General features: G+C 56.5%; 35 protein-coding genes. 4 read left to right on the top strand and 31 right to left on the bottom strand.

Annotation, left to right across the window (positions count from 1 at the left end; all coding sequences use genetic code 11):
* Nucleotides 1-219: hypothetical protein (locus MM194_RS11425; protein ID WP_241343623.1), on the top strand; the 219-nt coding region annotated here is incomplete at its 5' end.
* A 354-nt stretch (nt 220-573) separates the two neighbouring features.
* On the opposite strand, the gene rplQ is transcribed toward MM194_RS11425, so the two are convergent.
* From rplQ to rpsJ, 28 genes are all read right to left on the bottom strand, one after another.
* A complete protein-coding gene (gene rplQ / locus MM194_RS11420; protein WP_005307999.1) occupies nt 574-957 on the bottom strand; it encodes a 50S ribosomal protein L17 in 384 nt (127 codons plus the stop codon).
* A 43-nt stretch (nt 958-1000) separates the two neighbouring features.
* Nucleotides 1001-1990, bottom strand: coding sequence for a DNA-directed RNA polymerase subunit alpha (gene rpoA, locus MM194_RS11415; RefSeq protein WP_005307997.1), 990 nt, complete (start codon nt 1988-1990; stop codon nt 1001-1003).
* Between the two features lie 25 nt (nt 1991-2015).
* Nucleotides 2016-2636 carry a 30S ribosomal protein S4 gene (rpsD, locus tag MM194_RS11410; RefSeq protein WP_033130015.1) on the bottom strand — a complete coding sequence of 207 codons (621 nt, stop codon included), beginning with the start codon at nt 2634-2636 and terminating at the stop codon, nt 2016-2018.
* Between the two features lie 39 nt (nt 2637-2675).
* Nucleotides 2676-3065 carry a 30S ribosomal protein S11 gene (gene rpsK, locus MM194_RS11405; protein WP_005319702.1) on the bottom strand — a complete coding sequence of 130 codons (390 nt, stop codon included), beginning with the start codon at nt 3063-3065 and terminating at the stop codon, nt 2676-2678.
* Nucleotides 3066-3079: 14 nt separating this feature from the next.
* Nucleotides 3080-3436, bottom strand: a complete 357-nt coding sequence (gene rpsM / locus MM194_RS11400) for a 30S ribosomal protein S13 (RefSeq protein WP_005307991.1) — start codon at nt 3434-3436, stop codon at nt 3080-3082.
* Between the two features lie 139 nt (nt 3437-3575).
* Nucleotides 3576-3689, bottom strand: coding sequence for a 50S ribosomal protein L36 (rpmJ, locus tag MM194_RS11395; RefSeq protein ID WP_005319705.1), 114 nt, complete (start codon nt 3687-3689; stop codon nt 3576-3578).
* Nucleotides 3690-3716: 27 nt separating this feature from the next.
* Nucleotides 3717-5045, bottom strand: a complete 1329-nt coding sequence (secY, locus tag MM194_RS11390) for a preprotein translocase subunit SecY (protein WP_033130014.1) — start codon at nt 5043-5045, stop codon at nt 3717-3719.
* Nucleotides 5046-5053: 8 nt separating this feature from the next.
* A complete protein-coding gene (rplO, locus tag MM194_RS11385) occupies nt 5054-5491 on the bottom strand; it encodes a 50S ribosomal protein L15 (protein ID WP_033130013.1) in 438 nt (145 codons plus the stop codon).
* 2 nt (nt 5492-5493) lie between these two features.
* Nucleotides 5494-5673, bottom strand: a complete 180-nt coding sequence (rpmD, locus tag MM194_RS11380; RefSeq protein ID WP_005307985.1) for a 50S ribosomal protein L30 — start codon at nt 5671-5673, stop codon at nt 5494-5496.
* Between the two features lie 6 nt (nt 5674-5679).
* Nucleotides 5680-6180 carry a 30S ribosomal protein S5 gene (gene rpsE, locus MM194_RS11375; RefSeq protein WP_011704318.1) on the bottom strand — a complete coding sequence of 167 codons (501 nt, stop codon included), beginning with the start codon at nt 6178-6180 and terminating at the stop codon, nt 5680-5682.
* A gap of 14 nt (nt 6181-6194) precedes the next feature.
* Nucleotides 6195-6548, bottom strand: a complete 354-nt coding sequence (gene rplR, locus MM194_RS11370) for a 50S ribosomal protein L18 (RefSeq protein WP_033130012.1) — start codon at nt 6546-6548, stop codon at nt 6195-6197.
* Between the two features lie 9 nt (nt 6549-6557).
* On the bottom strand, nt 6558-7091 hold the full coding sequence (gene rplF, locus MM194_RS11365) for a 50S ribosomal protein L6 (RefSeq protein WP_033130011.1): 534 nt from the start codon (nt 7089-7091) through the stop codon (nt 6558-6560).
* A 14-nt stretch (nt 7092-7105) separates the two neighbouring features.
* Complete coding sequence (gene rpsH, locus MM194_RS11360; protein ID WP_005307980.1) at nt 7106-7498, bottom strand: 30S ribosomal protein S8; 393 nt, start codon at nt 7496-7498, stop codon at nt 7106-7108.
* A 19-nt stretch (nt 7499-7517) separates the two neighbouring features.
* The gene (gene rpsN, locus MM194_RS11355; RefSeq protein ID WP_005319722.1) at nt 7518-7823 is read right to left on the bottom strand and encodes a 30S ribosomal protein S14; all 306 of its coding nucleotides are present in this window, start codon (nt 7821-7823) and stop codon (nt 7518-7520) included.
* Nucleotides 7824-7833: 10 nt separating this feature from the next.
* A complete protein-coding gene (gene rplE, locus MM194_RS11350; RefSeq protein ID WP_005331162.1) occupies nt 7834-8373 on the bottom strand; it encodes a 50S ribosomal protein L5 in 540 nt (179 codons plus the stop codon).
* A 13-nt stretch (nt 8374-8386) separates the two neighbouring features.
* Nucleotides 8387-8704, bottom strand: coding sequence for a 50S ribosomal protein L24 (gene rplX / locus MM194_RS11345; protein ID WP_033130010.1), 318 nt, complete (start codon nt 8702-8704; stop codon nt 8387-8389).
* An 11-nt stretch (nt 8705-8715) separates the two neighbouring features.
* Entirely contained in the window at nt 8716-9084 is a 369-nt protein-coding gene (gene rplN, locus MM194_RS11340) for a 50S ribosomal protein L14 (protein WP_005307975.1), read from the bottom strand.
* A 148-nt stretch (nt 9085-9232) separates the two neighbouring features.
* Complete coding sequence (gene rpsQ / locus MM194_RS11335; RefSeq protein ID WP_005307966.1) at nt 9233-9481, bottom strand: 30S ribosomal protein S17; 249 nt, start codon at nt 9479-9481, stop codon at nt 9233-9235.
* Nucleotides 9481-9672 (bottom strand): 50S ribosomal protein L29, encoded by a 192-nt coding sequence (gene rpmC, locus MM194_RS11330; protein WP_005319733.1) that lies wholly within the window; start codon nt 9670-9672, stop codon nt 9481-9483. Before rpmC ends, rpsQ begins: the two co-directional genes overlap by 1 nt.
* Complete coding sequence (gene rplP / locus MM194_RS11325; RefSeq protein ID WP_033130009.1) at nt 9672-10085, bottom strand: 50S ribosomal protein L16; 414 nt, start codon at nt 10083-10085, stop codon at nt 9672-9674. The genes rpmC and rplP overlap by 1 nt, the downstream gene beginning before the upstream one ends.
* A 13-nt stretch (nt 10086-10098) precedes the next feature.
* Nucleotides 10099-10812 carry a 30S ribosomal protein S3 gene (rpsC, locus tag MM194_RS11320; RefSeq protein WP_033130008.1) on the bottom strand — a complete coding sequence of 238 codons (714 nt, stop codon included), beginning with the start codon at nt 10810-10812 and terminating at the stop codon, nt 10099-10101.
* A 3-nt stretch (nt 10813-10815) separates the two neighbouring features.
* Nucleotides 10816-11160, bottom strand: coding sequence for a 50S ribosomal protein L22 (gene rplV / locus MM194_RS11315; protein ID WP_033130007.1), 345 nt, complete (start codon nt 11158-11160; stop codon nt 10816-10818).
* Between the two features lie 10 nt (nt 11161-11170).
* Entirely contained in the window at nt 11171-11449 is a 279-nt protein-coding gene (rpsS, locus tag MM194_RS11310) for a 30S ribosomal protein S19 (RefSeq protein WP_005307960.1), read from the bottom strand.
* 22 nt (nt 11450-11471) lie between these two features.
* Nucleotides 11472-12293 (bottom strand): 50S ribosomal protein L2, encoded by an 822-nt coding sequence (gene rplB, locus MM194_RS11305; protein WP_033130006.1) that lies wholly within the window; start codon nt 12291-12293, stop codon nt 11472-11474.
* A 15-nt stretch (nt 12294-12308) separates the two neighbouring features.
* Nucleotides 12309-12608, bottom strand: coding sequence for a 50S ribosomal protein L23 (gene rplW / locus MM194_RS11300; protein ID WP_343212775.1), 300 nt, complete (start codon nt 12606-12608; stop codon nt 12309-12311).
* Complete coding sequence (rplD, locus tag MM194_RS11295) at nt 12608-13213, bottom strand: 50S ribosomal protein L4 (RefSeq protein ID WP_025325386.1); 606 nt, start codon at nt 13211-13213, stop codon at nt 12608-12610. The genes rplW and rplD overlap by 1 nt, the downstream gene beginning before the upstream one ends.
* A 17-nt stretch (nt 13214-13230) precedes the next feature.
* Nucleotides 13231-13863: a 50S ribosomal protein L3 gene (rplC, locus tag MM194_RS11290; protein ID WP_005319753.1), complete on the bottom strand. Its 633-nt coding sequence runs from the start codon at nt 13861-13863 to the stop codon at nt 13231-13233.
* Nucleotides 13864-13885: 22 nt separating this feature from the next.
* Nucleotides 13886-14197: a 30S ribosomal protein S10 gene (gene rpsJ / locus MM194_RS11285; RefSeq protein WP_005307944.1), complete on the bottom strand. Its 312-nt coding sequence runs from the start codon at nt 14195-14197 to the stop codon at nt 13886-13888.
* 356 nt (nt 14198-14553) lie between these two features.
* Here rpsJ and MM194_RS11280 point away from each other — a divergent pair, with 356 nt between their 5' ends.
* Complete coding sequence (locus MM194_RS11280) at nt 14554-15468, top strand: DMT family transporter (RefSeq protein ID WP_241343622.1); 915 nt, start codon at nt 14554-14556, stop codon at nt 15466-15468.
* A 36-nt stretch (nt 15469-15504) separates the two neighbouring features.
* On the opposite strand, the gene envZ is transcribed toward MM194_RS11280, so the two are convergent.
* Together envZ and ompR are read right to left on the bottom strand one after the other, a co-directional pair.
* Nucleotides 15505-16815: a two-component system sensor histidine kinase EnvZ gene (gene envZ / locus MM194_RS11275; RefSeq protein WP_033130004.1), complete on the bottom strand. Its 1311-nt coding sequence runs from the start codon at nt 16813-16815 to the stop codon at nt 15505-15507.
* Entirely contained in the window at nt 16812-17531 is a 720-nt protein-coding gene (gene ompR / locus MM194_RS11270; protein ID WP_042639181.1) for a two-component system response regulator OmpR, read from the bottom strand. The genes envZ and ompR overlap by 4 nt, the downstream gene beginning before the upstream one ends.
* 285 nt (nt 17532-17816) lie before the next feature.
* Between ompR and greB the strand changes: the two genes are divergently transcribed.
* Together greB and MM194_RS11260 are read left to right on the top strand one after the other, a co-directional pair.
* Nucleotides 17817-18290, top strand: a complete 474-nt coding sequence (gene greB, locus MM194_RS11265; protein ID WP_033130002.1) for a transcription elongation factor GreB — start codon at nt 17817-17819, stop codon at nt 18288-18290.
* A 229-nt stretch (nt 18291-18519) separates the two neighbouring features.
* Nucleotides 18520-20844 (top strand): Tex family protein, encoded by a 2325-nt coding sequence (locus MM194_RS11260; RefSeq protein WP_241343621.1) that lies wholly within the window; start codon nt 18520-18522, stop codon nt 20842-20844.
* A gap of 92 nt (nt 20845-20936) precedes the next feature.
* Here the strand turns inward: MM194_RS11260 and MM194_RS11255 are convergent, their stop codons facing one another.
* Nucleotides 20937-21695: a putative metalloprotease CJM1_0395 family protein gene (locus tag MM194_RS11255; RefSeq protein WP_241343620.1), complete on the bottom strand. Its 759-nt coding sequence runs from the start codon at nt 21693-21695 to the stop codon at nt 20937-20939.
* Nucleotides 21696-21856 lie beyond the last annotated feature (161 nt).

Here is a 21856-nt window from a genome sequence, read left to right as displayed (position 1 = left end):
GTGAGTGCCCACACAGATTGCTTGATTCAAATTGTTAAAGAGCGACGCAGCTTTTGGCTGCTGCGGGAGTGGCATTCTACTCAACCGCCTTCTCGAGTCAAGCCTTATTTTCAGAGGCTTTTCGAGGCACCGACTGGCTTAACTGCGTTGCCGCTTGCCCTGTCGATGTGGCGCATTATAGAGAGATTGATCACACTGGCAAGGGGTAAATTGAAATAAAACTGCAATAATCTGCACTTTCTTAGTTATTCATAACAAAACACAGCTTTTATACAAACTTATCCACAGAATGGCTGGAATAAGGCTAGATTGACCACCTTCCTTTATCTGCAACTCAGCTCATCAATTAATAGGCGTGCATTCAGCACCAGGTGAATGAACGATCACCTCAGGATTAGAGGTCTCTCTATAAGGTACGTCTAGATAAAGGTCTGAAGTACAGTTGAGGCTGTTGAGGCTGTTGAGGCTGTTGAGGCTGTTGAGGCTGTTGAGGCTGTTGAGGCTGTTGAGGCTGTTGAGGCTGTATCAGGATCCATTAAAAGAAAAGCCGGGACAAGCCCGGCTTTTTCTTTATCACTCAGCAGCTGCTTCAGCAGCGGCCGGGCGGTCTACCAGCTCAATGTAAGCCATAGGGGCGTTGTCGCCTGCACGGAAACCGCATTTCAGAATGCGAGTATAACCGCCGGCGCGCTCCAGGTAGCGCGGGCCCAATTCATTGAACAGCTTAGCCACGATCGCGTTATCGCGAGTGCGGGCAAATGCCAGACGACGATTAGCAACGCTATCGGTCTTGGCAAGGGTGATCAGCGGTTCAACTACACGACGCAGCTCTTTTGCCTTAGGCAGAGTCGTCTTGATGATCTCATGACGAACCAGGGAGCTGGCCATGTTACGGAACATAGCCTGACGGTGGCTGCTGTTCCGGTTCAGTTGACGACCACTCAAACGATGGCGCATGACCTTATCCTTCTAACTAAATCTGTGAAACCCGTAATCTGGATTACTCGTCAGCGATGCTGGCGGGCGGCCAGTTCTCAAGGCGCATGCCAAGAGACAGACCACGGGAGGCCAACACATCCTTGATCTCAGTCAGGGACTTCTTACCGAGGTTAGGAGTTTTAAGCAACTCAACTTCGGTACGCTGTACCAGATCACCAATATAGTGGATTGCTTCTGCCTTCAAACAGTTCGCAGAACGAACTGTCAGCTCCAAATCATCGACAGGACGTAGCAGAATCGGATCAAACTCGGGTTTCTCTTCTTTCTTCTCAGGCACGCTGACATCGCGCAGATCCACGAAGGCTTCCAGTTGCTCGGCCAGAATAGTGGCAGAACGACGGATGGCTTCTTCTGGATCCAGAGTACCGTTGGTCTCCATGTCGATGACCAGCTTGTCCAAGTCGGTGCGCTGTTCTACACGTGCCGCTTCGACATTGTAGGCAATGCGAACGATGGGGCTGAACGCGGAGTCCAGCAGCAGGCGACCAATAGGACGCTCTTCATCATCGTTGTGAACACGAGCAGAAGCAGGCACATAACCACGACCGCGCTGAACTTTCAGGCGCATGCTGATTTCAGCATTGGCACCAGTCAGGTGGCAGATTACGTGCTCCGGGTTTACGATCTCGACTTCATCACCGTGAGTGATATCACCAGCGGTAACGGGGCCTGTTCCAGACTTGGTCAGGGACAGAGTTACCTCGTCCTTGCCTTCCAGCTTCACAGCGATACCTTTCAGGTTAAGCAGGATTTCCAGTATGTCTTCCTGTACACCTTCTTTGCTGCTGTACTCGTGCAGTACTCCGTCGATCTCGACTTCAGTAACCGCACAACCGGGCATAGATGACAGCAAAATACGACGCAGGGCATTACCCAGCGTGTGACCAAAGCCACGTTCAAGCGGCTCGAGAGTCACTTTTGCGTGAGTCGGGCTAACTTGCTCGATGTCAACCAGCCGCGGTTTAAGAAAATCTGTTACAGAACCCAGCATTGTGTCCTCTCTTTAGAAGCTAGCTTTACTTGGAGTAAAGCTCGACGATCAGCTGTTCGTTAATGTCGGCAGACAGGTCGGAACGCTCTGGCAGGCGCTTGAAGGCACCTTCCATCTTAGCAGTGTCAACCTCTACCCAAGTCGGCTTCTCGCGCTGACCAGCAACTTCCAGGGAAGCTTTGATACGCGCTTGCTTCTTAGCCTTCTCACGAACGCAGATCACGTCCTCAGGGGATACCTGGAAAGAAGGAACATTCACAACGCGGCCGTTTACCATGATGGCCTTGTGGCTCACCAGCTGACGAGATTCAGCACGGGTAGCGCCGAAGCCCATACGGTAGACGACGTTGTCCAGACGACCTTCCAGCAGCTGCAACAGGTTCTCACCGGTGTTACCCTTTTGACGGGCAGCGTCGCGGTAGTAGTTGCGGAACTGTTTTTCCAATACGCCGTAGATACGACGTACTTTTTGTTTCTCGCGCAGTTGTACACCGTAGTCAGACAGACGCGCTTTACGCGCACCGTGTTGACCAGGAACGGTGTCAATCTTGCACTTAGAATCAATCGCACGAACACCAGACTTCAGGAAGAGGTCGGTGCCCTCACGACGGCTAAGCTTAAGCTTAGGACCGATATATCTTGCCATCTTCTTTCTCCAACAATCCTAGACCAAGTAGCTACAGCGTTATACGCGGCGCTTCTTGGGAGGACGACAACCGTTGTGCGGGATCGGAGTCACATCAGTAATATTAGTGATGCGGAAACCAGCCGCGTTCAGAGCGCGGATGGAAGACTCACGACCGGGACCCGGACCTTTAACCATGACTTCCAGGTTCTTCACGCCGTATTCTTTGGCGATCTCACCAGCACGCTCAGCAGCTACCTGGGCAGCAAACGGAGTGGACTTACGGGAACCACGGAAACCGGAACCACCAGAGGTAGCCCAAGACAGAGCATTGCCCTGACGGTCAGTAATGGTCACGATTGTGTTGTTGAAAGATGCATGAACGTGCGCAATACCGTCGCTCACTTGCTTTTTAACGCGCTTGCGAGCACGAGTCGGAGTTTTAGCCATTTTCTACCTTCCCGTTACTTCTTGATAGCCTTGCGCGGACCCTTACGGGTACGAGCATTGGTCTTGGTACGTTGACCACGAACAGGCAGGCTACGACGGTGACGCAAACCACGGTAGCAACCCAGATCCATCAAGCGTTTGATGTTCATGGAAATCTGACGACGCAAGTCACCTTCAACGGTGAATTTACCTACTTGCTCGCGCAGACTTTCGATCTGAGCTTCGTCCAAGTCTTTAATTTTCACATTCTCAGCAATACCGGCTGCGGCACAGATGGCCTTGGAGCGGGTACGACCGACGCCATAAATCGCAGTCAACGCAATGACTGCATGCTTATGGTCAGGAATGTTAATGCCAGCGATACGGGCCACTGTTCACTCCTACGTAGCGTAGATAACGACCACCACAAAGCCCGTGAGCGGATACGTGGCGGTCAACCAATACACAACAAAAGTTGGCTGGCTATATTAGCCAGCACAACTATTTGTTGCAAGTACTAACCGTAAAAAATTAGCCTTGGCGCTGTTTATGCTTTGGCTCGCTGCAAATCACACGCACCACACCGTGACGCTTGATGATTTTGCAGTTACGGCAGATTGCCTTAACGGAAGCACGAACTTTCATTGCTTAACTCCGTAACTACGCCGACCTTTAGCGGCCGTAGCCCTTCAGGTTGGCCTTCCTCAGGACGTCGCCATATTGATGAGACATCATATGGGTTTGTACCTGAGCCATGAAGTCCATGATAACTACCACAATAATCAGCAGCGAAGTGCCACCGAAGTAGAACTGTACGTTCCAAGCAGTCATCAAGAACTGGGGTACCAGACAGATAAAGGTGATATAGAGCGCACCTGCCAATGTCAGGCGAGTCATAACCTTATCGATGTAACGTGCTGTCTGCTCGCCCGGGCGGATCCCCGGGATAAAGGCTCCACTCTTCTTCAGGTTATCTGCTGTCTCGCGAGGGTTGAACACCAGCGCGGTATAGAAGAAGCAGAAGAAGATAATGGCTGCTGCATAGAGCATCTCATACAAGGGTTGGCCCGGCTGCAGGACCATAGAGACCTGTTGCAGCACGTCGGCTACCTTGCCCTCGCCCTGACCAAACCAAGAGGTGATGGTCCCTGGGAAGAGGATGATGCTGGATGCGAAAATCGCAGGAATCACACCGGCCATATTTACTTTCAATGGCAGGTGTGTGCTTTGCGCGGCGAATACCTGGCGGCCTTGTTGACGCTTGGCGTAGTTAACGACGATACGACGCTGACCACGTTCCACGAACACCACAAAGTAAGTCACTGCGAAAACAATCAAGCCCAGCAACAACAACAGCAGGATGTGCAATTCCCCTTGACGTGCCTGTTCGGCCGTAGCGCCAATGGCATGAGGCAGACCGGCAACGATACCTGTGAAAATAATCAACGAGATACCATTACCAATCCCACGCTCGGTAATCTGCTCACCCAACCACATCAAGAACATGGTACCGGTGACCAGACTCACAACGGCTGTGAAATAGAAGCCCAAACCCGGATGACTCACGAGTCCTTGCATCATATTCGGCAGACCGGTTGCAATACCAATGGCCTGGAAAGTTCCCAAAACCAGCGTGCCCCAACGGGTATATTGGCTAATCTTGCGACGGCCGGATTCACCTTCTTTCTTGAGTTCAGCAAGAGCGGGGTGAACCACAGTCAGCAGCTGGATAATGATCGATGCCGAGATGTACGGCATGATCCCCAACGCAAGAATAGAAGCACGCGAGAGTGCACCACCACTGAACATGTTAAACATCTCAATGATGGTGCCCTTCTGTTGTTGGAACAACTCGGCCAGTACGGCGGCGTCAATACCAGGAATCGGCACATAAGAGCCTGCACGGAAAACGATAATCGCCCCGAGAACGAAGAGCAGACGGCTCTTCAGTTCACTCAGACCACCCTGTGCTTTAACATCCAATCCTGGTTTCTTAGCCATTGTACTGATTATTCCTCGATTTTACCGCCAGCGGCCTCGATGGCTGCGCGTGCACCTTTGGTGACGGACAGACCACGAACGGTCACAGCACGGTCAATGTTGCCAGACAGAACAACTTTAGCGAAAACGATGTTCTTGGTAACAACACCGGCTTGCTTCAGAGTGCTCAAATCGACCACATCACCTTCTACCAGGGCGATTTCGTTCAGGCGTACTTCGGCAGAAACCAAAGACTTGCGAGAGAAGAAACCGAACTTCGGCAGACGGATTTTCAAAGGCATCTGGCCGCCTTCGAAACCGTTGCGGACTTTGCCGCCACCGGAACGAGAGGTTTGGCCTTTAACACCACGACCACCAGTCTTGCCCAGACCAGAACCGATACCACGGCCCGGACGGTGCTTAGCAGACTTGGAACCTGGGGCCGGAGACAGAGTGTTCAGACGCATGCTTAGCCCTCCACCTTAACCATGTAATAAACCTGGTTGATCATACCGCGTACACAAGGAGTATCCTCCAGCTCAACGGTGTGACCAATGCGACGCAGACCCAGACCACGCAGAGTCGCCTTGTGCTTTGGCAGACGGCCGATAGAGCTGCGAGTTTGAGTTACTTTTACAGTGTTAGCCATGTCGCATTACCCCAGAATTTCTTCAACGCGCAGACCACGCTTGGCAGCGATCTGGGCCGGGGATTGACCCTGCACCAGAGCGTCTACAGTTGCGCGAACAACGTTGATTGGGTTGGTGGAACCGTAGGTCTTAGCCAGCACGTTGTGGATACCAGCAACTTCCAGTACGGCACGCATAGCGCCGCCTGCAATGATACCAGTACCTTGTGAGGCCGGCTTCATGAACACGGTGGAGCCAGAGTGAACACCGCGCACCGGGTGGTGCAGAGTGCCATTGTTCAGCTCAACTTTGTTCAGGTTACGCTTAGCCTGTTCCATTGCCTTTTGAATGGCAGCTGGAACTTCACGGGCTTTACCGTAACCGTAACCTACACGGCCGTTACCATCACCCACCACGGTCAACGCGGTGAAGGACATGATACGACCACCTTTAACAGTTTTCGAAACACGGTTGACTGCAATCAGCTTTTCTTGCAGTTCGCCGGCTTGAGATTCGACTTTAGCCATCTTCGACTCCTAGCTTAGAACTGAAGACCAGCGTCACGAGCAGCGGTAGCCAGAGCGGCTACACGACCGTGATACTTGAAACCGGAACGATCGAAAGATACGTTCTGAACGCCTTTGGCAATAGCTCGCTCAGCGATGGCTTTACCTACTGCGGTAGCTGCATCAGCATTACCGGTAGACTTGAGCGCTTCACTGATGGCTTTCTCTACTGTAGAAGCAGAGGCCAGAACTTCGGAACCGTTGGCTGCGATAACCTGCGCGTAGATGTGACGCGGGGTACGGTGAACAACCAGACGGGTGGCTCCCAGTTCCTGCATCTTCTTCCGAGCACGAGTAGCACGACGGAGACGAGCTGCTTTCTTGTCCATAGTGTTACCTTACTTCTTCTTAGCTTCTTTAGTACGCACTTGCTCGTTGGCATAGCGTACACCCTTGCCCTTGTAGGGCTCCGGAGCGCGGTAAGAACGGATGTCGGCGGCGACTTGGCCAACCAGCTGCTTGTCCACACCACGGAGAACGATCTCAGTAGCGGTCGGGCATTCAGCGGTGACACCAGCCGGCAGCGCATGCTCTACCGGGTGAGAGAAGCCCAGGGCCAGCGCGACAGCATTGCCCTTGATGGAGGCTTTGTAGCCTACACCAACCAGCTGCAGCTTACGCTCGAAGCCTTGGGTAACACCGATTACCATGTTGTTGACCAATGCACGGGCAGTACCGGCCTGAGCGTCAGCACCAGCGATGCCGTCGCGCGGGGCGAACTTCAGTACATTGTCTTCTTTGGTCACTTCTACACCGGCGTGGATGGAACTAACCAGAGAACCTTTACCACCTTTGATGGACAGTTCCTGACCGTTCAGAGTCACCTCTACGCCAGCAGGAATAGTGACGGGTGCCTTAGCAACGCGAGACATTTCCGACCTCCTAATTAAGCGACGTAGCAGATGATCTCACCACCCATGCTTGCCTTGCGGGCAGCACGGTCGGTCATCACACCTTTAGACGTGGACACGATAGCAACACCGAGACCGCCCATAACTTTCGGCAGATCAGTAGTGCGCTTGTAAATACGCAGGCCGGGACGGCTCACGCGTTGGATCAGTTCTACAACCGGCTTGCCCTGGAAATATTTCAGTTCAATTTCCAGCTCCGGCTTCACATCACCTGCTACGGAGTAGCCAGCGATGTAACCTTCTTCTTTCAGCACTTTGGCAATTGCCACTTTCAGCTTGGAAGAAGGCATGGAAACCGCAACTTTGCTCGCCGCCTGACCGTTACGGATGCGGGTCAGCATATCCGCGATCGGATCTTGCATGCTCATAGTCTAACTCCCGAGATTCTTACCAAGAGGCCTTTTTGAGGCCTGGAATTTCGCCCTTCATGGCATGCTCACGCACCTTGATGCGAGACAGACCAAACTTGCGCAGGAAACCGTGCGGACGACCAGTAATATTGCAACGGTTACGCTGGCGGGACGGACTGGAATCACGGGGCAGCTGTTGCAGTTGCAAGACAGCATCCCAACGCGCTTCTTCAGAAGCGTTCATATCAACGATGATAGCTTTCAGCTCGGTTCGCTTAGTGGCGAACTTGGCTACCAGCTTCGCACGCTTTGCTTCACGTGCTTTCATGGATGTTTTAGCCATAACCCTAACCTTACTTGCGGAATGGGAAGTTAAAGGCAGCCAGCAGAGCACGGCCTTCTTCGTCGGTATTCGCGGAAGTGGTGATGGTGATATCCAGACCACGGACGCGATCGACCTTGTCATAGTCGATTTCCGGGAAGATGATTTGCTCACGCACGCCCATGGAGTAGTTACCACGGCCATCGAACGCCTTAGCGTTCAGACCACGGAAGTCACGGATACGCGGTACGGAGATGCAAATCAGCCGTTCCAGGAACTCCCACATACGCTCGCCACGCAGGGTTACTTTACAACCTATCGGGTAGCCTTCACGAATCTTGAAGCCCGCAACAGATTTGCGTGCTTTGGTGATCAGCGGTTTCTGACCGGAAATGGCAGCCATATCGGCAGCAGCATTTTCCAGCAATTTCTTGTCAGAGATCGCCTCACCAACACCCATGTTCAGGGTGATTTTCTCGATCCGAGGGACTTGCATGATAGTCTTGTAACCGAACTGCTTGGACAGTTCATTTACTACATCGGATTTGTAGTAATCATGCAGTTTCGCCATCGTTAAACTCCAATTACTTCACAAGTTCGCCGGTGGATTTGAAGAAACGGACTTTCTTGCCGTCTTCAACCCGGAAACCAACGCGGTCAGCTTTGCCAGTGGCAGAGTTGAACAGCGCTACGTTAGATACATCAATGGGGGCTTCTTTGGTGACGATACCGCCAGCCTGACCCAATGCGGGTACCGGCTTCTGGTGTTTCTTCACCTGGTTGAGACCTTCCACGATAACCTTACCTTTTGCAATCAGGACTTGAGTGACTTTGCCACGCTTGCCCTTGTCTTTGCCGGTAAGAACAATCACTTCGTCTTCGCGACGGATTTTAGCTGCCATCGTTCGACTCCTTACAGTACTTCGGGTGCCAGGGACACAATCTTCATGAACTTCTCATTACGGAGTTCACGGGTCACCGGGCCAAAAATACGAGTACCGATTGGCTGTTGGTTGTTGTTAAGCAACACAGCCGCATTGTTGTCGAAACGGATGACAGAGCCGTCCGGACGACGAACGCCTTTACGGGTGCGTACGACCACCGCGTTATACACATCACCTTTCTTCACTTTACCGCGAGGAATAGCTTCCTTGATGGAAACCTTGATGATGTCGCCGATGCCGGCATAACGGCGGTGCGAACCACCCAGAACCTTAATACACATTACACTGCGAGCGCCGGAGTTGTCGGCAACACCCAGCATACTTTGCATCTGGATCATCTTAGTGCTCCGCTTTGTTTACTTCTTATCCCTTTGGGGGATCTGGCTGCCTTCAAAAGGCGCGAAACTATAACACAGCTATTTTCGAAAAGGTAGCCTAAAAAACAAACGGCCCCGATAAGGGGCCGTTTGGGCAAAAAAGAACCGATTAGGCCTTTTCTACGACAGCAACCAGGGTCCAGGACTTGGTCTTGGACAGCGGGCGGCATTCGCGGATTTCCACGAGGTCACCAGCTTTACACTCGTTGTTTTCGTCATGTACGTGCAGCTTGGTAGTGCGCTTGATGATCTTACCGTAGATCGGGTGCTTTACCTTGCGCTCGATAGCGACGGTGATGGACTTGTCCATCTTGTCGCTAATCACACGACCTTGCAGAGTACGGATTTTATCAGTCATTACGCACCTGCCTTCTCTGTCAGTACAGTCTTGATACGTGCGACGTCACGACGCACTTGTTTCAGAGTGTGAGTCTGAGCCAGCTGACCGGTGGAAGCTTGCATGCGCATGTTGAATTGCTCACGCAGCAGACCCAGCAGTTCCTGGTTCAGTTCATCGACGCTCTTTTGACGCAGATCTTGGGCTTTCATCACATCACCGTCTTAATTACGAAAGTGGTCTGAACGGACAGCTTGGCAGCAGCCAGGGCGAAGGCTTCACGAGCCAAAGCCTCAGGAACACCATCCATCTCGTACAGAACCTTGCCAGGTTGGATCGGGCATACCCAGTATTCGACGTTACCCTTACCTTTACCCATACGAACTTCGAGGGGCTTTTCGGTAATCGGCTTGTCCGGGAACACACGGATCCAGATCTTACCCTGACGCTTAACGTGACGGGTCATGGCACGACGGGCTGCTTCGATTTGACGAGCAGTCAGTTGACCACGGGTAGTCGCCTTCAGGCCAAAGGTACCGAAGGATACTTCGTTACCAGAGTTGGCCAGACCGCGGTTACGACCCTTATGGGTCTTGCGGAATTTAGTACGCTTAGGTTGCAACATTTACCGAATCTCCTTACTTAGCAGCGCGGCGCTTGTTGTCACGCTTGGGCTTTGCAGGAGCTTGCTCTTGAGCAGCGGCAGCATTGACTGCAGCCAGACCGCCCAGAACTTCGCCCTTGAAGATCCAAACTTTGACGCCGATCACACCGTAAGTGGTGTGGGCTTCAGAAGTTGCGTAGTCGATGTCGGCACGCAGGGTGTGCAACGGCACACGACCTTCACGGTACCATTCGGTACGCGCGATTTCAGCGCCGCCCAGACGACCGGACACTTCCACTTTGATGCCCTTGGCACCCAGGCGCATGGCGTTCTGTACGGCGCGCTTCATAGCACGACGGAACATAACGCGACGTTCCAGCTGGGAAGTGATGCTGTCGGCAACGAGTTTGCCATCCAGCTCCGGCTTGCGGACTTCGGAAATGTTGATCTGAGCAGGCACGCCAGCAATGACGGCGACGGCTTTGCGCAGTTTCTCAACGTCTTCGCCTTTCTTGCCGATCACGACACCCGGACGAGCGGTGTGAATGGTCACACGGATGCTCTTGGCCGGACGCTCGATGGTGATCTTGGACAAGGAGGCGTTTTTCAGCTCCTTGGTCAGGAACTGGCGTACTTGGAAATCGCTGTACAGGTTGTCAGCGAAGTCTTTGGTGTTCGCGAACCAGGTAGAATTCCAAGGCTTGGTAATACCCAGGCGAATGCCATTAGGATGTACTTTCTGACCCATTGCTTATCTCCCAGCCTTAGCGTCGGATACCACTACAGTGATGTGAGCGGTACGCTTGAGGATACGATCCGCGCGACCTTTGGCACGCGGGCGGATGCGCTTCATGGAGGGACCTTCGTCTACCATGATGGTGGCAACACGCAGGGCGTCGATGTCGGCGCCTTCGTTGTGCTCAGCGTTTGCAATGGCAGATTCCAGCACCTTCTTCACCAGAACTGCAGCCTTTTTCGGGCTGAAGGTCAGGAGGTTCAGAGCCTTGTCTACGGACAGACCACGTACTTGATCGGCTACCAGACGAGCTTTCTGGGCAGAAGTACGGGCATAACGGTGTTTAGCGATAGCTTCCATCATTTATCCCTTAGCGCTTCTTAGCCTTCTTATCAGCAGCATGGCCGCGATAAGTACGAGTCGGTGCGAATTCACCCAGTTTGTGACCGATCATTTCTTCGGTAACGAAAACCGGAACGTGCTGACGACCATTATGGACAGCGATGGTCAAACCGATCATGTTCGGGATGATCATTGAACGACGGGACCAGGTCTTAACCGGCTTTTTATCCCCGCTTTCCACCGCTTTCTCTACCTTCTTCAGCAAGTGCAGGTCAATAAATGGACCCTTCTTGAGAGAACGTGGCATGGTGATTCCTCTATGTTAACAATTACTTGTTACGACGACGTACGATGTACTTGTCGGTACGCTTGTTCTTACGGGTCTTGAAGCCCTTAGCCTTCTGGCCCCATGGGGACACAGGCTGCATGCCCTTGTTACGACCCTCACCACCACCGTGCGGGTGATCAACCGGGTTCATCGCCATACCGCGAACGGTCGGACGAATACCACGCCAGCGGTTTGCACCGGCTTTACCCAGTTGACGCAGCATGTGCTCGGAGTTACCCACTTCACCGATGGTGGCGCGGCACTCGGCCAGAACTTTACGTACTTCGCCGGAACGCAGACGCAGAGTTACATAGTTACCATCACGAGCCAGGATCTGGATGAAGGTACCAGCGGAACGAGCCAGCTGGGCGCCTTTACCAGGTTTCATCTCAACGGCGTGAACGGTAGAACCAACCGGGATGTTGCGCATCGGCAGGGTGTTACCTACCTTGATCGCAGCATCAGCACCAGAAGCGATTGCATCACCAGCTTTCAGGCCTTTCGGGGCCAGGATGTAACGACGCTCACCGTCTGCATACAACACCAGGGCGATGTTAGCGGTACGGTTAGGATCGTATTCCAGACGCTCTACTTTGGCCGGAATGCCGTCTTTGTCGCGCTTGAAGTCGACCAGACGGTAGTGTTGCTTGTGACCACCACCGATATGACGGGTGGTGATACGGCCGTTGTTGTTACGACCACCGGACTTGCTTTTGCTGTCCAGCAGAGCGGCGAAGGGCTTACCCTTGTACAGCTCTTGGTTGACGATCTTAACGACGTGGCGGCGGCCCGGAGAAGTAGGCTTGCACTTAACGATTGCCATTTTTCAGAACTCCTCTTACTCGGCTGCGCCCATGAAGTCGATGTCCTGACCAGCTTTCAGGGTCACATAAGCCTTTTTCCAATCGGAACGACGGCCTACACGCGCACCTGAGCGCTTGGTTTTACCCTTCATGTTCAGGGTACGGACGGTCTCAACTTCGACCTCGAACAGTTTCGCAACTGCAGCTTTGACTTCCGCCTTGGTGGCATCAACAGCAATCTTGAACACGATAGTGTTCTGCTTTTCTGCGACCATGGTGCTCTTTTCAGAGATATGCGGAGCCTTCAGAACTTTCAACAAACGCTCTTCGCGGATCATGCCAGCATCTCCTCGATTTGCTTAACTGCGTCAGCAGTCATCAGAATCTTGTCGAAAGCGATCAGGCTGACCGGGTCGATACCGGCAACGTCACGCACGTCAACTTTGTACAGGTTGCGAGCAGCCAGGAACAGGTTCTCATCGACTTCAGCAGTCACGATCAGAACGTCAGTCAGTTCCATCTCTTTCAGCTTGGCGATCAGTTCTTTAGTCTTCGGCGCTTCGATGCCGAATTTCTCAACAACGATCAGGCGCTCTTGACGTACCAGCTCGGACAGGATGCTACGGATAGCGCCGCGGTACATCTTCTTGTTTACTTTTTGGCTGTGATCTTGCGGCTTAGCAGCAAAGGTCACACCACCGGAACGCCAAATGGGCGAACGGATGGAGCCAGCACGGGCACGACCAGTACCCTTCTGACGCCACGGCTTTTTGCCGCCACCAGACACTTCAGAGCGAGTCAGCTGCGCACGAGTACCCTGACGGGCACCAGCGGCATATGCAACGACGACCTGGTGAACCAGAGCTTCGTTGAATTCGCGCCCGAAGGTAGTCTCGGAAACTTCAAGAGCGCTCTTGGCGTCTTTCATTACCAATTCCATTACTATCTCCTCAGACGTTACGCTTTGACGGCAGGTTTGACGATCACGTTGCCGTTGGTTGCACCCGGTACTGCACCTTTGATGAGCAGCAGGTTACGTTCAGCGTCAACACGAACCAGTTCCAGGTTCTGAGTCGTTACACGCTCAGCACCCATGTGACCAGCCATCTTTTTGCCCTTGAATACACGACCCGGAGTCTGGTTCTGACCGATAGAACCCGGAGCGCGGTGAGACAAGGAGTTACCGTGGGTCATATCCTGGGTACGGAAGTTGTGGCGCTTAACAGTGCCCGCAAAACCTTTACCCTTGGATGTGCCGGTAACGTCTACCATCTTAACGTCAGCGAGAAGATCTACTTTCAGCTCGCTACCAACAGTGAAAGTTTCACCGTTGTTCAAGCGGAATTCCCACAGACCGCGACCGGCTTCTACACCAGCTTTGGCAAAGTGGCCAGCTTCCGGCTTGGTTACACGGCTGGCTTTTTTGGCGCCAGTGGTAACCTGAATAGCGTTGTAGCCGTCGGTTTCTACAGATTTGACCTGAGTTACACGGTTAGCTTCAACTTCGATAACAGTCACCGGGATAGAAACGCCATCTTCAGTGAAGATGCGAGTCATACCCACTTTGCGACCTACAAGACCGATTGTCATTGTTATCAACCTCTTTCCGTAATTAACCCAGGCTGATCTGGACGTCTACACCAGCTGCCAGATCCAGACGCATCAGAGCGTCAACGGTCTTGTCAGTCGGTTCAACGATGTCTACCAGACGCTTGTGAGTGCGGATCTCGTACTGATCACGCGCATCTTTGTTGACGTGCGGGGAGATCAGGACGGTGAAGCGCTCTTTGCGAGTCGGCAGCGGGATAGGACCGCGAACCTGCGCGCCGGTGCGCTTTGCAGTTTCAACGATTTCCGCTGTGGATTGATCAATCAGGCGATGATCAAAAGCCTTCAGGCGAATACGGATTCTTTGGTTCTGCATTGACAGAGCTCCAATAGATAAAAGAACATAAATCAACACCGCCCGACCGAGAATATTCCCGCCAGAGGTGCGATTTTTCACGTTTCCTCCCATATCGGGAGGACTGTAAGGCTGGCGACTCGTAAACGGGAAGCTCAGCAAGCAGACATATCGTCTGGCTACCTCATGGGTAAGCGGAGGGGATTATACGGATTTTTTCAATTCGCGCAAGAGAGGGCGGACAGATTGTGCGCAATGGTGTGGGACGGATGGATCTCGCAGCCGCCGACCGGATTGTCCCCCATGCGGTGGTGACGACAAGGCCCCGAGCGGGCTGCTAGACTGCGCCCTTGCCTCTGTCAGCGGAACGACCCCAGATGATCAAAGATCAGAAGAAAGCCTATCAATATGGACTCTGCGCCGTCGCCCTCTGGTCGACGGTGGCCACCGCCTTCAAGATCTCCCTCACCTACTTCGAGCCGGTGCAGCTACTGCTCGTGGCGGCTTTCACCTCGACCCTGACGTTGGGGCTCATCGTCGCCAGGCAGGGCAAGCTTCCCCTGCTGCTGAGCTACATCAAGGCGCGCCCCTACTACTATCTGGCGCTGGGCGTATTGAACCCCTTCCTCTATTACCTGCTGCTGTTCAAGGCCTATGATCTGCTGCCTGCCCAGCAGGCGCAGACCCTCAACTACACCTGGGCCATCACCCTCAGCCTGCTGGCCGTGCCCTTCCTCGGCCAGAAGCTGCGCCGCCGCGATGGAGTTGCCATCGTACTGGGTTACTTCGGCGCCCTGGTCATCGCCACCAAGGGAGATGTGTTCGGTCTACACTTCGACAGCCCGCTCGGGGTCACCCTGGCGCTGGTCTCTACCTTCATCTGGGCCAGCTACTGGATCCTCAACACCCGTAATCAGGGGGATCCCATCGTCAGTCTGCTGCTGGGCTTCATCATCAGCCTGCCCTTCATCGTCGTGGCGACCTGGCTGCTCGCCGACTTCCACATGACCGCCTGGCAAGGCTGGGCCGGCGCCATCTATGTGGGGCTGTTCGAGATGGGCTTTGGCTTCGTGCTCTGGCTGATGGCCCTGCGCCACGCCACCAACACGGCTCCCATCAGCAACCTCATCTTCATCTCGCCCTTTGCCTCCCTGGTGCTGCTCAACCTGCTGATCGGCGAAGCCATACATCCGGCCACCCCCATAGGGCTGGCGCTGATCGTGGCCGCCCTGCTCATTCAGCAACTCAAATACGGCAAACGCTACCGCAAGAAGGCCGAACCGCAGGCCTGATAACACAGAGGGCGCATCCATCGATGCGCCCTCTGTTCAATCCACCCACTCCAGTGGTTGGTGCTTGGGTAGCCGGATCTCCACCAGCAGCCCTCCCAGCTCGGAACGGCCCAGCCGTATGGTGCCGTGGTGCTGGGACACTATCTTGGCAACGATGGCCAGCCCCAGCCCGCTGCCCCCCCCGGTGCGCGCCACATTGCCCTGAGTAAAGGGTTTGAGCACCCGGGTGTAGTCCTGTTCCGGGATGCCGGGCCCGTTGTCCGACAGCCTCAGCCGCACCCAGTGACCGTCGTCCTTGAGCTCCGCCTGCAGCCGGGTTGCCCCGTAGCGCAGGGAGTTGCCCGACAGATTGTTGAGGATGCGCCGCAGGCTGATGGGGTTGCAGGCGACCCGCACCGCCTGCTCCGGCAACAGCAGCTCCACCTCCAGACCCTGATCGGTCTGCATCAGCAAGGCATCGTGGATCAGCTGGGTCAGATCGATCTGCTGGGTATCCAGCCCTTCGTCCGGCCGGATATAGTCGATGAACTGATCGATGATGCCGTTGGACTCGTCGATATCGGCATTGATACTCTCCTTGAGGTATTCATCCCCGGACGACATCATCTCGGTCGCCAGGCGGATGCGGGTCAGCGGTGTACGCAGATCGTGGGAGACCCCGGCCATCATCATGTTGCGCTCCTCGATCAGCCGCTTGATGGAGCTCGACATGTGGTTGAAAGTGCGCGTCAGCCGGCGCACCTCCCGGGAGCCCTGCTCCCCCAGCGCATCGGGGAAGTTGCCACGGGCCACCGCCACGGCCCCCGCCTCCAGATCCTCCAGCGGGCGCACCAGCTGGCGCGCGAAGCGCCAGGCGGCAAACAGGGTCACCACCAGCAACACACTCATGTAGAGGATCAACGGCTCGATGTCGTCGTCCTCGATCTCGGTCAAGGGGATCCGCACCCACATCTTCTTGGCCTGGGGCGGCTGGATCCAGATGATGTAGTGATCCTGGATCTCGACCCTGACCTTGGCCTTCCCCTTCAACTCGCGGCTGATGCTTTCTTCCAGGTAGGTGTAAGGCTTGGACTCCTTGAGACCATGCTGCTCCGCCTCGGCCTGGGTATAGATGTCACTGCCGGTCGCCACATAGACCAGCGCCTCGGCATCTTCACTGAGCGCCAGTTGCTTGCTGTCGATGGGGAAGATCAGCTTGACCTGATTGGCCAGCAGGTGGCTTATCTGCTTGACGGTGGGAGCCAGCAGGTAGTTATAGAAAGTGGCATAGGAGACAAACTGATAGACCACCAGCACGGCGGCCAGAAACCAGAGCATGCGGGAGAACATGCTGCTCACTTTCTTCATTCGCCGTCACCGTCCGGCACGAAGACATAACCGAGACCCCAGACGGTCTGCAGGTAACGGGGCTGGGCCGGGTCCTGCTCCAGCAGCCGGCGCAAGCGGGAGACCTGCACATCGATGCTGCGCTCGGTGGCGGTGTATTCGCGCCCCCGAGCCAGATTCATCAGCTTGTCGCGGGAGAGCGGCTCACGGGGATGGCTCACCAGCACCTTGAGCACGGCGAACTCGCCGCTGGTCAGGGCCACCGGCTCGCCATCACGACTGAGTTCCCGGGTCGCCAGATTGAGCTGATAGGCGCCAAAGCTCACCATCTTCTCGGCGACGGAGGGCGCGCCGGGCAGCTCGACGGTATGACGACGCAGCACGGCACGGATCCGGGCCAACAGTTCGCGGGGGTTGAACGGCTTGGGCAGATAGTCGTCGGCTCCCATCTCGAGCCCGACGATGCGATCCACCTCATCCCCCTTCGCGGTGAGCATCAGCACCGGGATCTGGTTGCCCGCCTCGCGCAGGCGACGACAGATGGAGAGGCCATCCTCCCCCGGCAGCATCAGATCCAGCACCATCAGGCTGAAGTTCTCGCGAGTCAGCAGGCGATCGGCCTGCTCCCCGTTGGCAACGCCCCGTACCATGAAACCCTGCTCGGTGAGGTAACGCTCCAGCAGGGAACGTAATTTCAGGTCATCGTCGACCACCAGGACCTTGTATTGCTGACTCATGCTTGCCACTCCTCTTTCTCTGTCCCCAATACTAGGGCGCCCCCCTGCAACGGCAAAGCATAAATATGTTACCGGTTATTACCCCCAGCCGGTCAACCGCGGGCCATGGATCCTGCCAGCCACCGGGCAAGGAGCCGCCAGTGCCACGGAGGTGTCCGACCGTCAGGTGGCGGGTTCAAGGTCTGCTGACACAGCGACGCGGCTTGTGTCGGGGCATCGACAGACTCTACTATCCCTTGCAGTACAACCTAACCCGCCAAGCTGGCGCCAGGGATTGATAACCCCATGAAAACCAAACTCATTACTCGTGAAGGCTACAACAGGCTGCGGCAGGAACACGACACCCTGTGGCGAGAGGAGCGGCCGGAGGTCACCAAGAAGGTGGCCTGGGCGGCCAGCCTCGGGGATCGCAGCGAGAACGCCGACTACCAGTACAACAAGAAGCGGTTGCGGGAGATAGACCGGCGGGTGCGCTACCTGCGCAAGTGCCTGGAGGAGCTGACCATCGTCGATTATGCCCCGTCTCAGGAGGGCAAGGTGTTCTTCGGCGCCTGGGTCGAGGTGGAGAGCGAAGAGGGAGAGACCAAGCGCTTTCGCATCGTCGGCTATGACGAGATCTTCGGCCGCAAGGATTACATCTCTATCGACTCCCCCATGGCACGGGCGCTGCTCAAGAAAGAAGTCGGTGACGAGGCCATAGTGCGCACCCCAGTGGGTGACGCCTGCTGGTATGTGAACGAGATAACCTATCCCAGGTGATCCCGGCAGGGGCACCTTACGACCATCCCCTGCCGCTGAGCCCATCACGGGTTCCCCTGGCCGGGGTGGCATCCCCTGCCCCGACCCCATATAGTGCTCACACTCGGCGCCTCAAGGCGCAAACCGGCCACAGCGACGCTAGATGCAGCAAAGAGGCCGCTGAATCCCAGCCATGGCAATTCGACGCCACGGCAGGCCAGTTGGACAGACCCGACCACAGAGACTCCCGATGCACAGCCATGTCATAGAGAAGCAGATCGCCACCGAGCTCAACGCTCGCCCAGAACAGATTCAGGCCGCCGTACGCCTGCTGGATGAGGGCTCGACCGTGCCCTTCATCGCCCGTTACCGCAAGGAGGTGACCGGTGGCCTGGACGACAGCCAGCTACGTACCCTGGAGAGCCGCCTAGGCTACTTGCGTGAGCTGGCCGATCGCCGCCAGGTGATCATTCGCTCCATCGAGGAGCAGGGCAAGCTCACCCCAGAGCTCGCCCGCGAGTTGCGCGAGGCCGACAGCAAGACCCGGCTCGAAGATCTCTACCTGCCCTACAAGCCCAAACGCCGCACCAAGGGGCAGATGGCCATCGAGGCCGGGCTCGAGCCGCTGGCCGAGATGCTGCTCCGCGATCCCATGAAGGATCCGGAGCAGGAGGCGCTGGCCTTTCTCAATGCAGAGCAGGGCATCACCGAGCCCAAGGCCGCCCTCGACGGCGCCCGCTACATCCTGATGGAGCGCTTCGCCGAGCAGGCCGACCTGCTGGAGAAGCTGCGGGACTACCTGTGGCACAACGCCACCCTGCGTGCCCGGGTAGTGGCGGGAAAGGAGCAGGAAGGGGCCAAGTTCAAGGACTACTTCGAGCACGACGAGCCCCTGCACAAGGCCCCCTCCCACCGGGTGCTCGCCATGCTGCGCGGCCGCAACGAGGGGATCCTCAACCTGGCGCTGGTCACCGGCGACGACGAGAGTGCCAGCCCCTGCGAGGGGATCATCGCCCATCACCTCAAGCTCAATCTGCAGAGCCGCCCGGCCGACAAGTGGCTGCAAGGGGTGGTGAGCTGGACCTGGAAGATCAAGCTGTCGCTGCAGATGGAGACCGAGCTGATCGGCCGCATCCGCGAGTCGGCAGAGGACGAGGCGATCAAGGTGTTCGCCATGAACCTCAAGGATCTGCTGATGGCGGCGCCGGCTGGCATGCGTTGCACCATGGGGCTGGATCCGGGCATCCGCACCGGGGTCAAGGTGGCGGTGGTCGATGCCACCGGCAAGCTGGTCGATCACGCGACCATCTACCCGTTCGAACCCAAGAAGCAGGTCGATCAGAGCCTCAGGACCCTGAGCGAGCTGTGCCAGAAGCACAAGGTCGAGCTCATCAGCATCGGCAACGGCACCGCCTCCCGGGAGACCGACCGGCTGGTGAGCGATCTGTTCGAGCGCTACCCCGCCGCCAAGGCGCAGAAAATCGTTGTGAGCGAAGCGGGGGCCTCGGTCTACTCCGCCTCCGAGCTCGCCTCCCAGGAGTTCCCGGATCTCGACGTCTCCATCCGTGGCGCAGTCTCCATTGCCCGCCGCCTACAGGATCCCCTGGCAGAACTGGTCAAGATCGATCCCAAGAGCATCGGCGTGGGCCAATATCAGTACGACGTGGGTCAGAGCCAGCTGGCCCGCCGGCTGGATGCCGTGGTCGAGGATTGCGTGAACGCGGTGGGGGTGGATGTGAACACTGCCTCGGTGGCCTTGCTGAACCGGGTTTCCGGCCTCTCCCAGACCCTGGCCCAGAACATAGTCGCCTACAGAGACGACAACGGCGCCTTCCACAACCGCCAGCAACTGCTCAAGGTGAGCCGACTCGGGCCCAAGGCGTTCGAGCAGTGTGCCGGCTTCCTGCGCATTCGCGGCGGCAGCAACCCGCTGGACGGCTCGGCGGTGCACCCGGAGTCCTATCCCGTGGTGGAGCGGATCCTGGCGCAACTCCAGCAGCAGGTAGAGAGCCTGCTCGGCAACGGCAGCCTGCTCAAGAGCCTCAAGCCTGCCGACTACACGGATGAGCGCTTTGGGGTGCCCACGGTCACCGACATCATAGGTGAACTGGACAAGCCGGGCCGCGACCCGCGCCCCGAGTTCAAGACCGCCACCTTCAGGGAAGGGGTGGAGAAGATAAGCGACCTGGTGCCCGAGATGGTACTGGAAGGGGTGGTCACCAACGTCACCAACTTCGGTGCCTTCGTCGACATCGGTGTTCATCAGGACGGGCTGGTGCACATCTCCTCCCTGACCGACCGCTTCGTCAAGGATCCCCGCGAGGTAGTGAAGGCCGGCGACATAGTCAGGGTCAAGGTGCTGGAGGTGGATGCACCGCGCAAGCGTATCAGCCTCACCATGCGCCTCGACGAGAAGCCGGGGCAGCCAGCCCGCAAGCCGGCCGAGCCGCGTCAACCAGCGGCGGGCAACACCAGGCCCAAGAGTGCGTCTGGCAGCAAGCCAGCCCCAGCCAACCCCCTGGGGGGCGCCATGGGCAACGCCTTCGCCGCCGCCCTCTCCAAGACCAGGAAGTAAGCCGCCTGAAAATACAAAAAGCCCCGCAAGGGGCTTTTTGTTAGGAGGCTGGCGCCGGTTATCGCAGTACGGCGGATGTGGAGTCCGCCCGCTCAGATATCCAGGCTGAAGCTCTGGCGGGGGGCAGGCTTGGCCGCCTGCTGATAGTGGTGGGCGATGACCTGATTGCGTTTGTCCATATAGATGCCGAGCGGACTGTTCGACTGTCCCTCTGACCCTGCCGCCATCAGCTCCTTGCGGGCCTGCGCCTCCTTGACAGTGGCGCTGCGGGCCACACTCAAGTCCTGGGAAGAAGGCTCGACCAGCGCCAGCGCCGCGGCGCGCACCTGTTGCATCTTGGCGAGGGTCGCCGCCGGATCCCCATGAACGGCCGCGATATCGATGGCCACCTCGCCGCCACTGGCGTAGCGCTTGCCGTCCGGCCCATAGGCATACTCATAGGCCGGGCTGCCCGCATGTTCCCCACCCGCCGCCTGATGGGCCTGCTCGTGCTTGCGCACCTCGAGATCCCGCTCGACCAGCACCTCGACCTGGCGCTGCTGTTTCTGTTGCTCCTGCTGGCCGGACTCCTGCTGCCTGCGCTTGCCCTCTTCATCCGTGGCCTCGACAAAACGCTGTGGCAGCGTCGCCTGGCCGGTGGACGAGCCCTCCCGGCTCGGTTGGGAATTCTGGTTGGCCTGGGCCGCTTTGGATTTGTCTTTCTGGGAGGCGACGCCGGACTCGGCACCGGAGGCCTCGCTCTGGCGCAGCTGGGGGACGAGCTCGGCACGGCGATTGTCAGTGTACGCCGCTTCCGTCTGCGGTTGCAGCTGATTGGGAATGTGGGGTGGCAGGCTGACGTTGATGTTCATCTCACACCCGGATGTCGATCAGGGTACCCATCAATGCCGTCTGCGGGCGCAGCTGATTGGGTATGTGGGGTAGCAGGCTGACGTTGATGTTCATCTCACACCCGGATGTCGATCAGGGTACCCATCAATGCCGTCTGCGGGTACAGCTGATTGGGTATGTG

Origin of the sequence: Aeromonas sp. MR16, from assembly GCF_022549315.1 — a bacterium.
In the GTDB taxonomy this organism is placed as follows: domain Bacteria; phylum Pseudomonadota; class Gammaproteobacteria; order Enterobacterales; family Aeromonadaceae; genus Aeromonas; species Aeromonas aquatica.
This window is presented reverse-complemented; position numbering and strand designations above follow the sequence as displayed.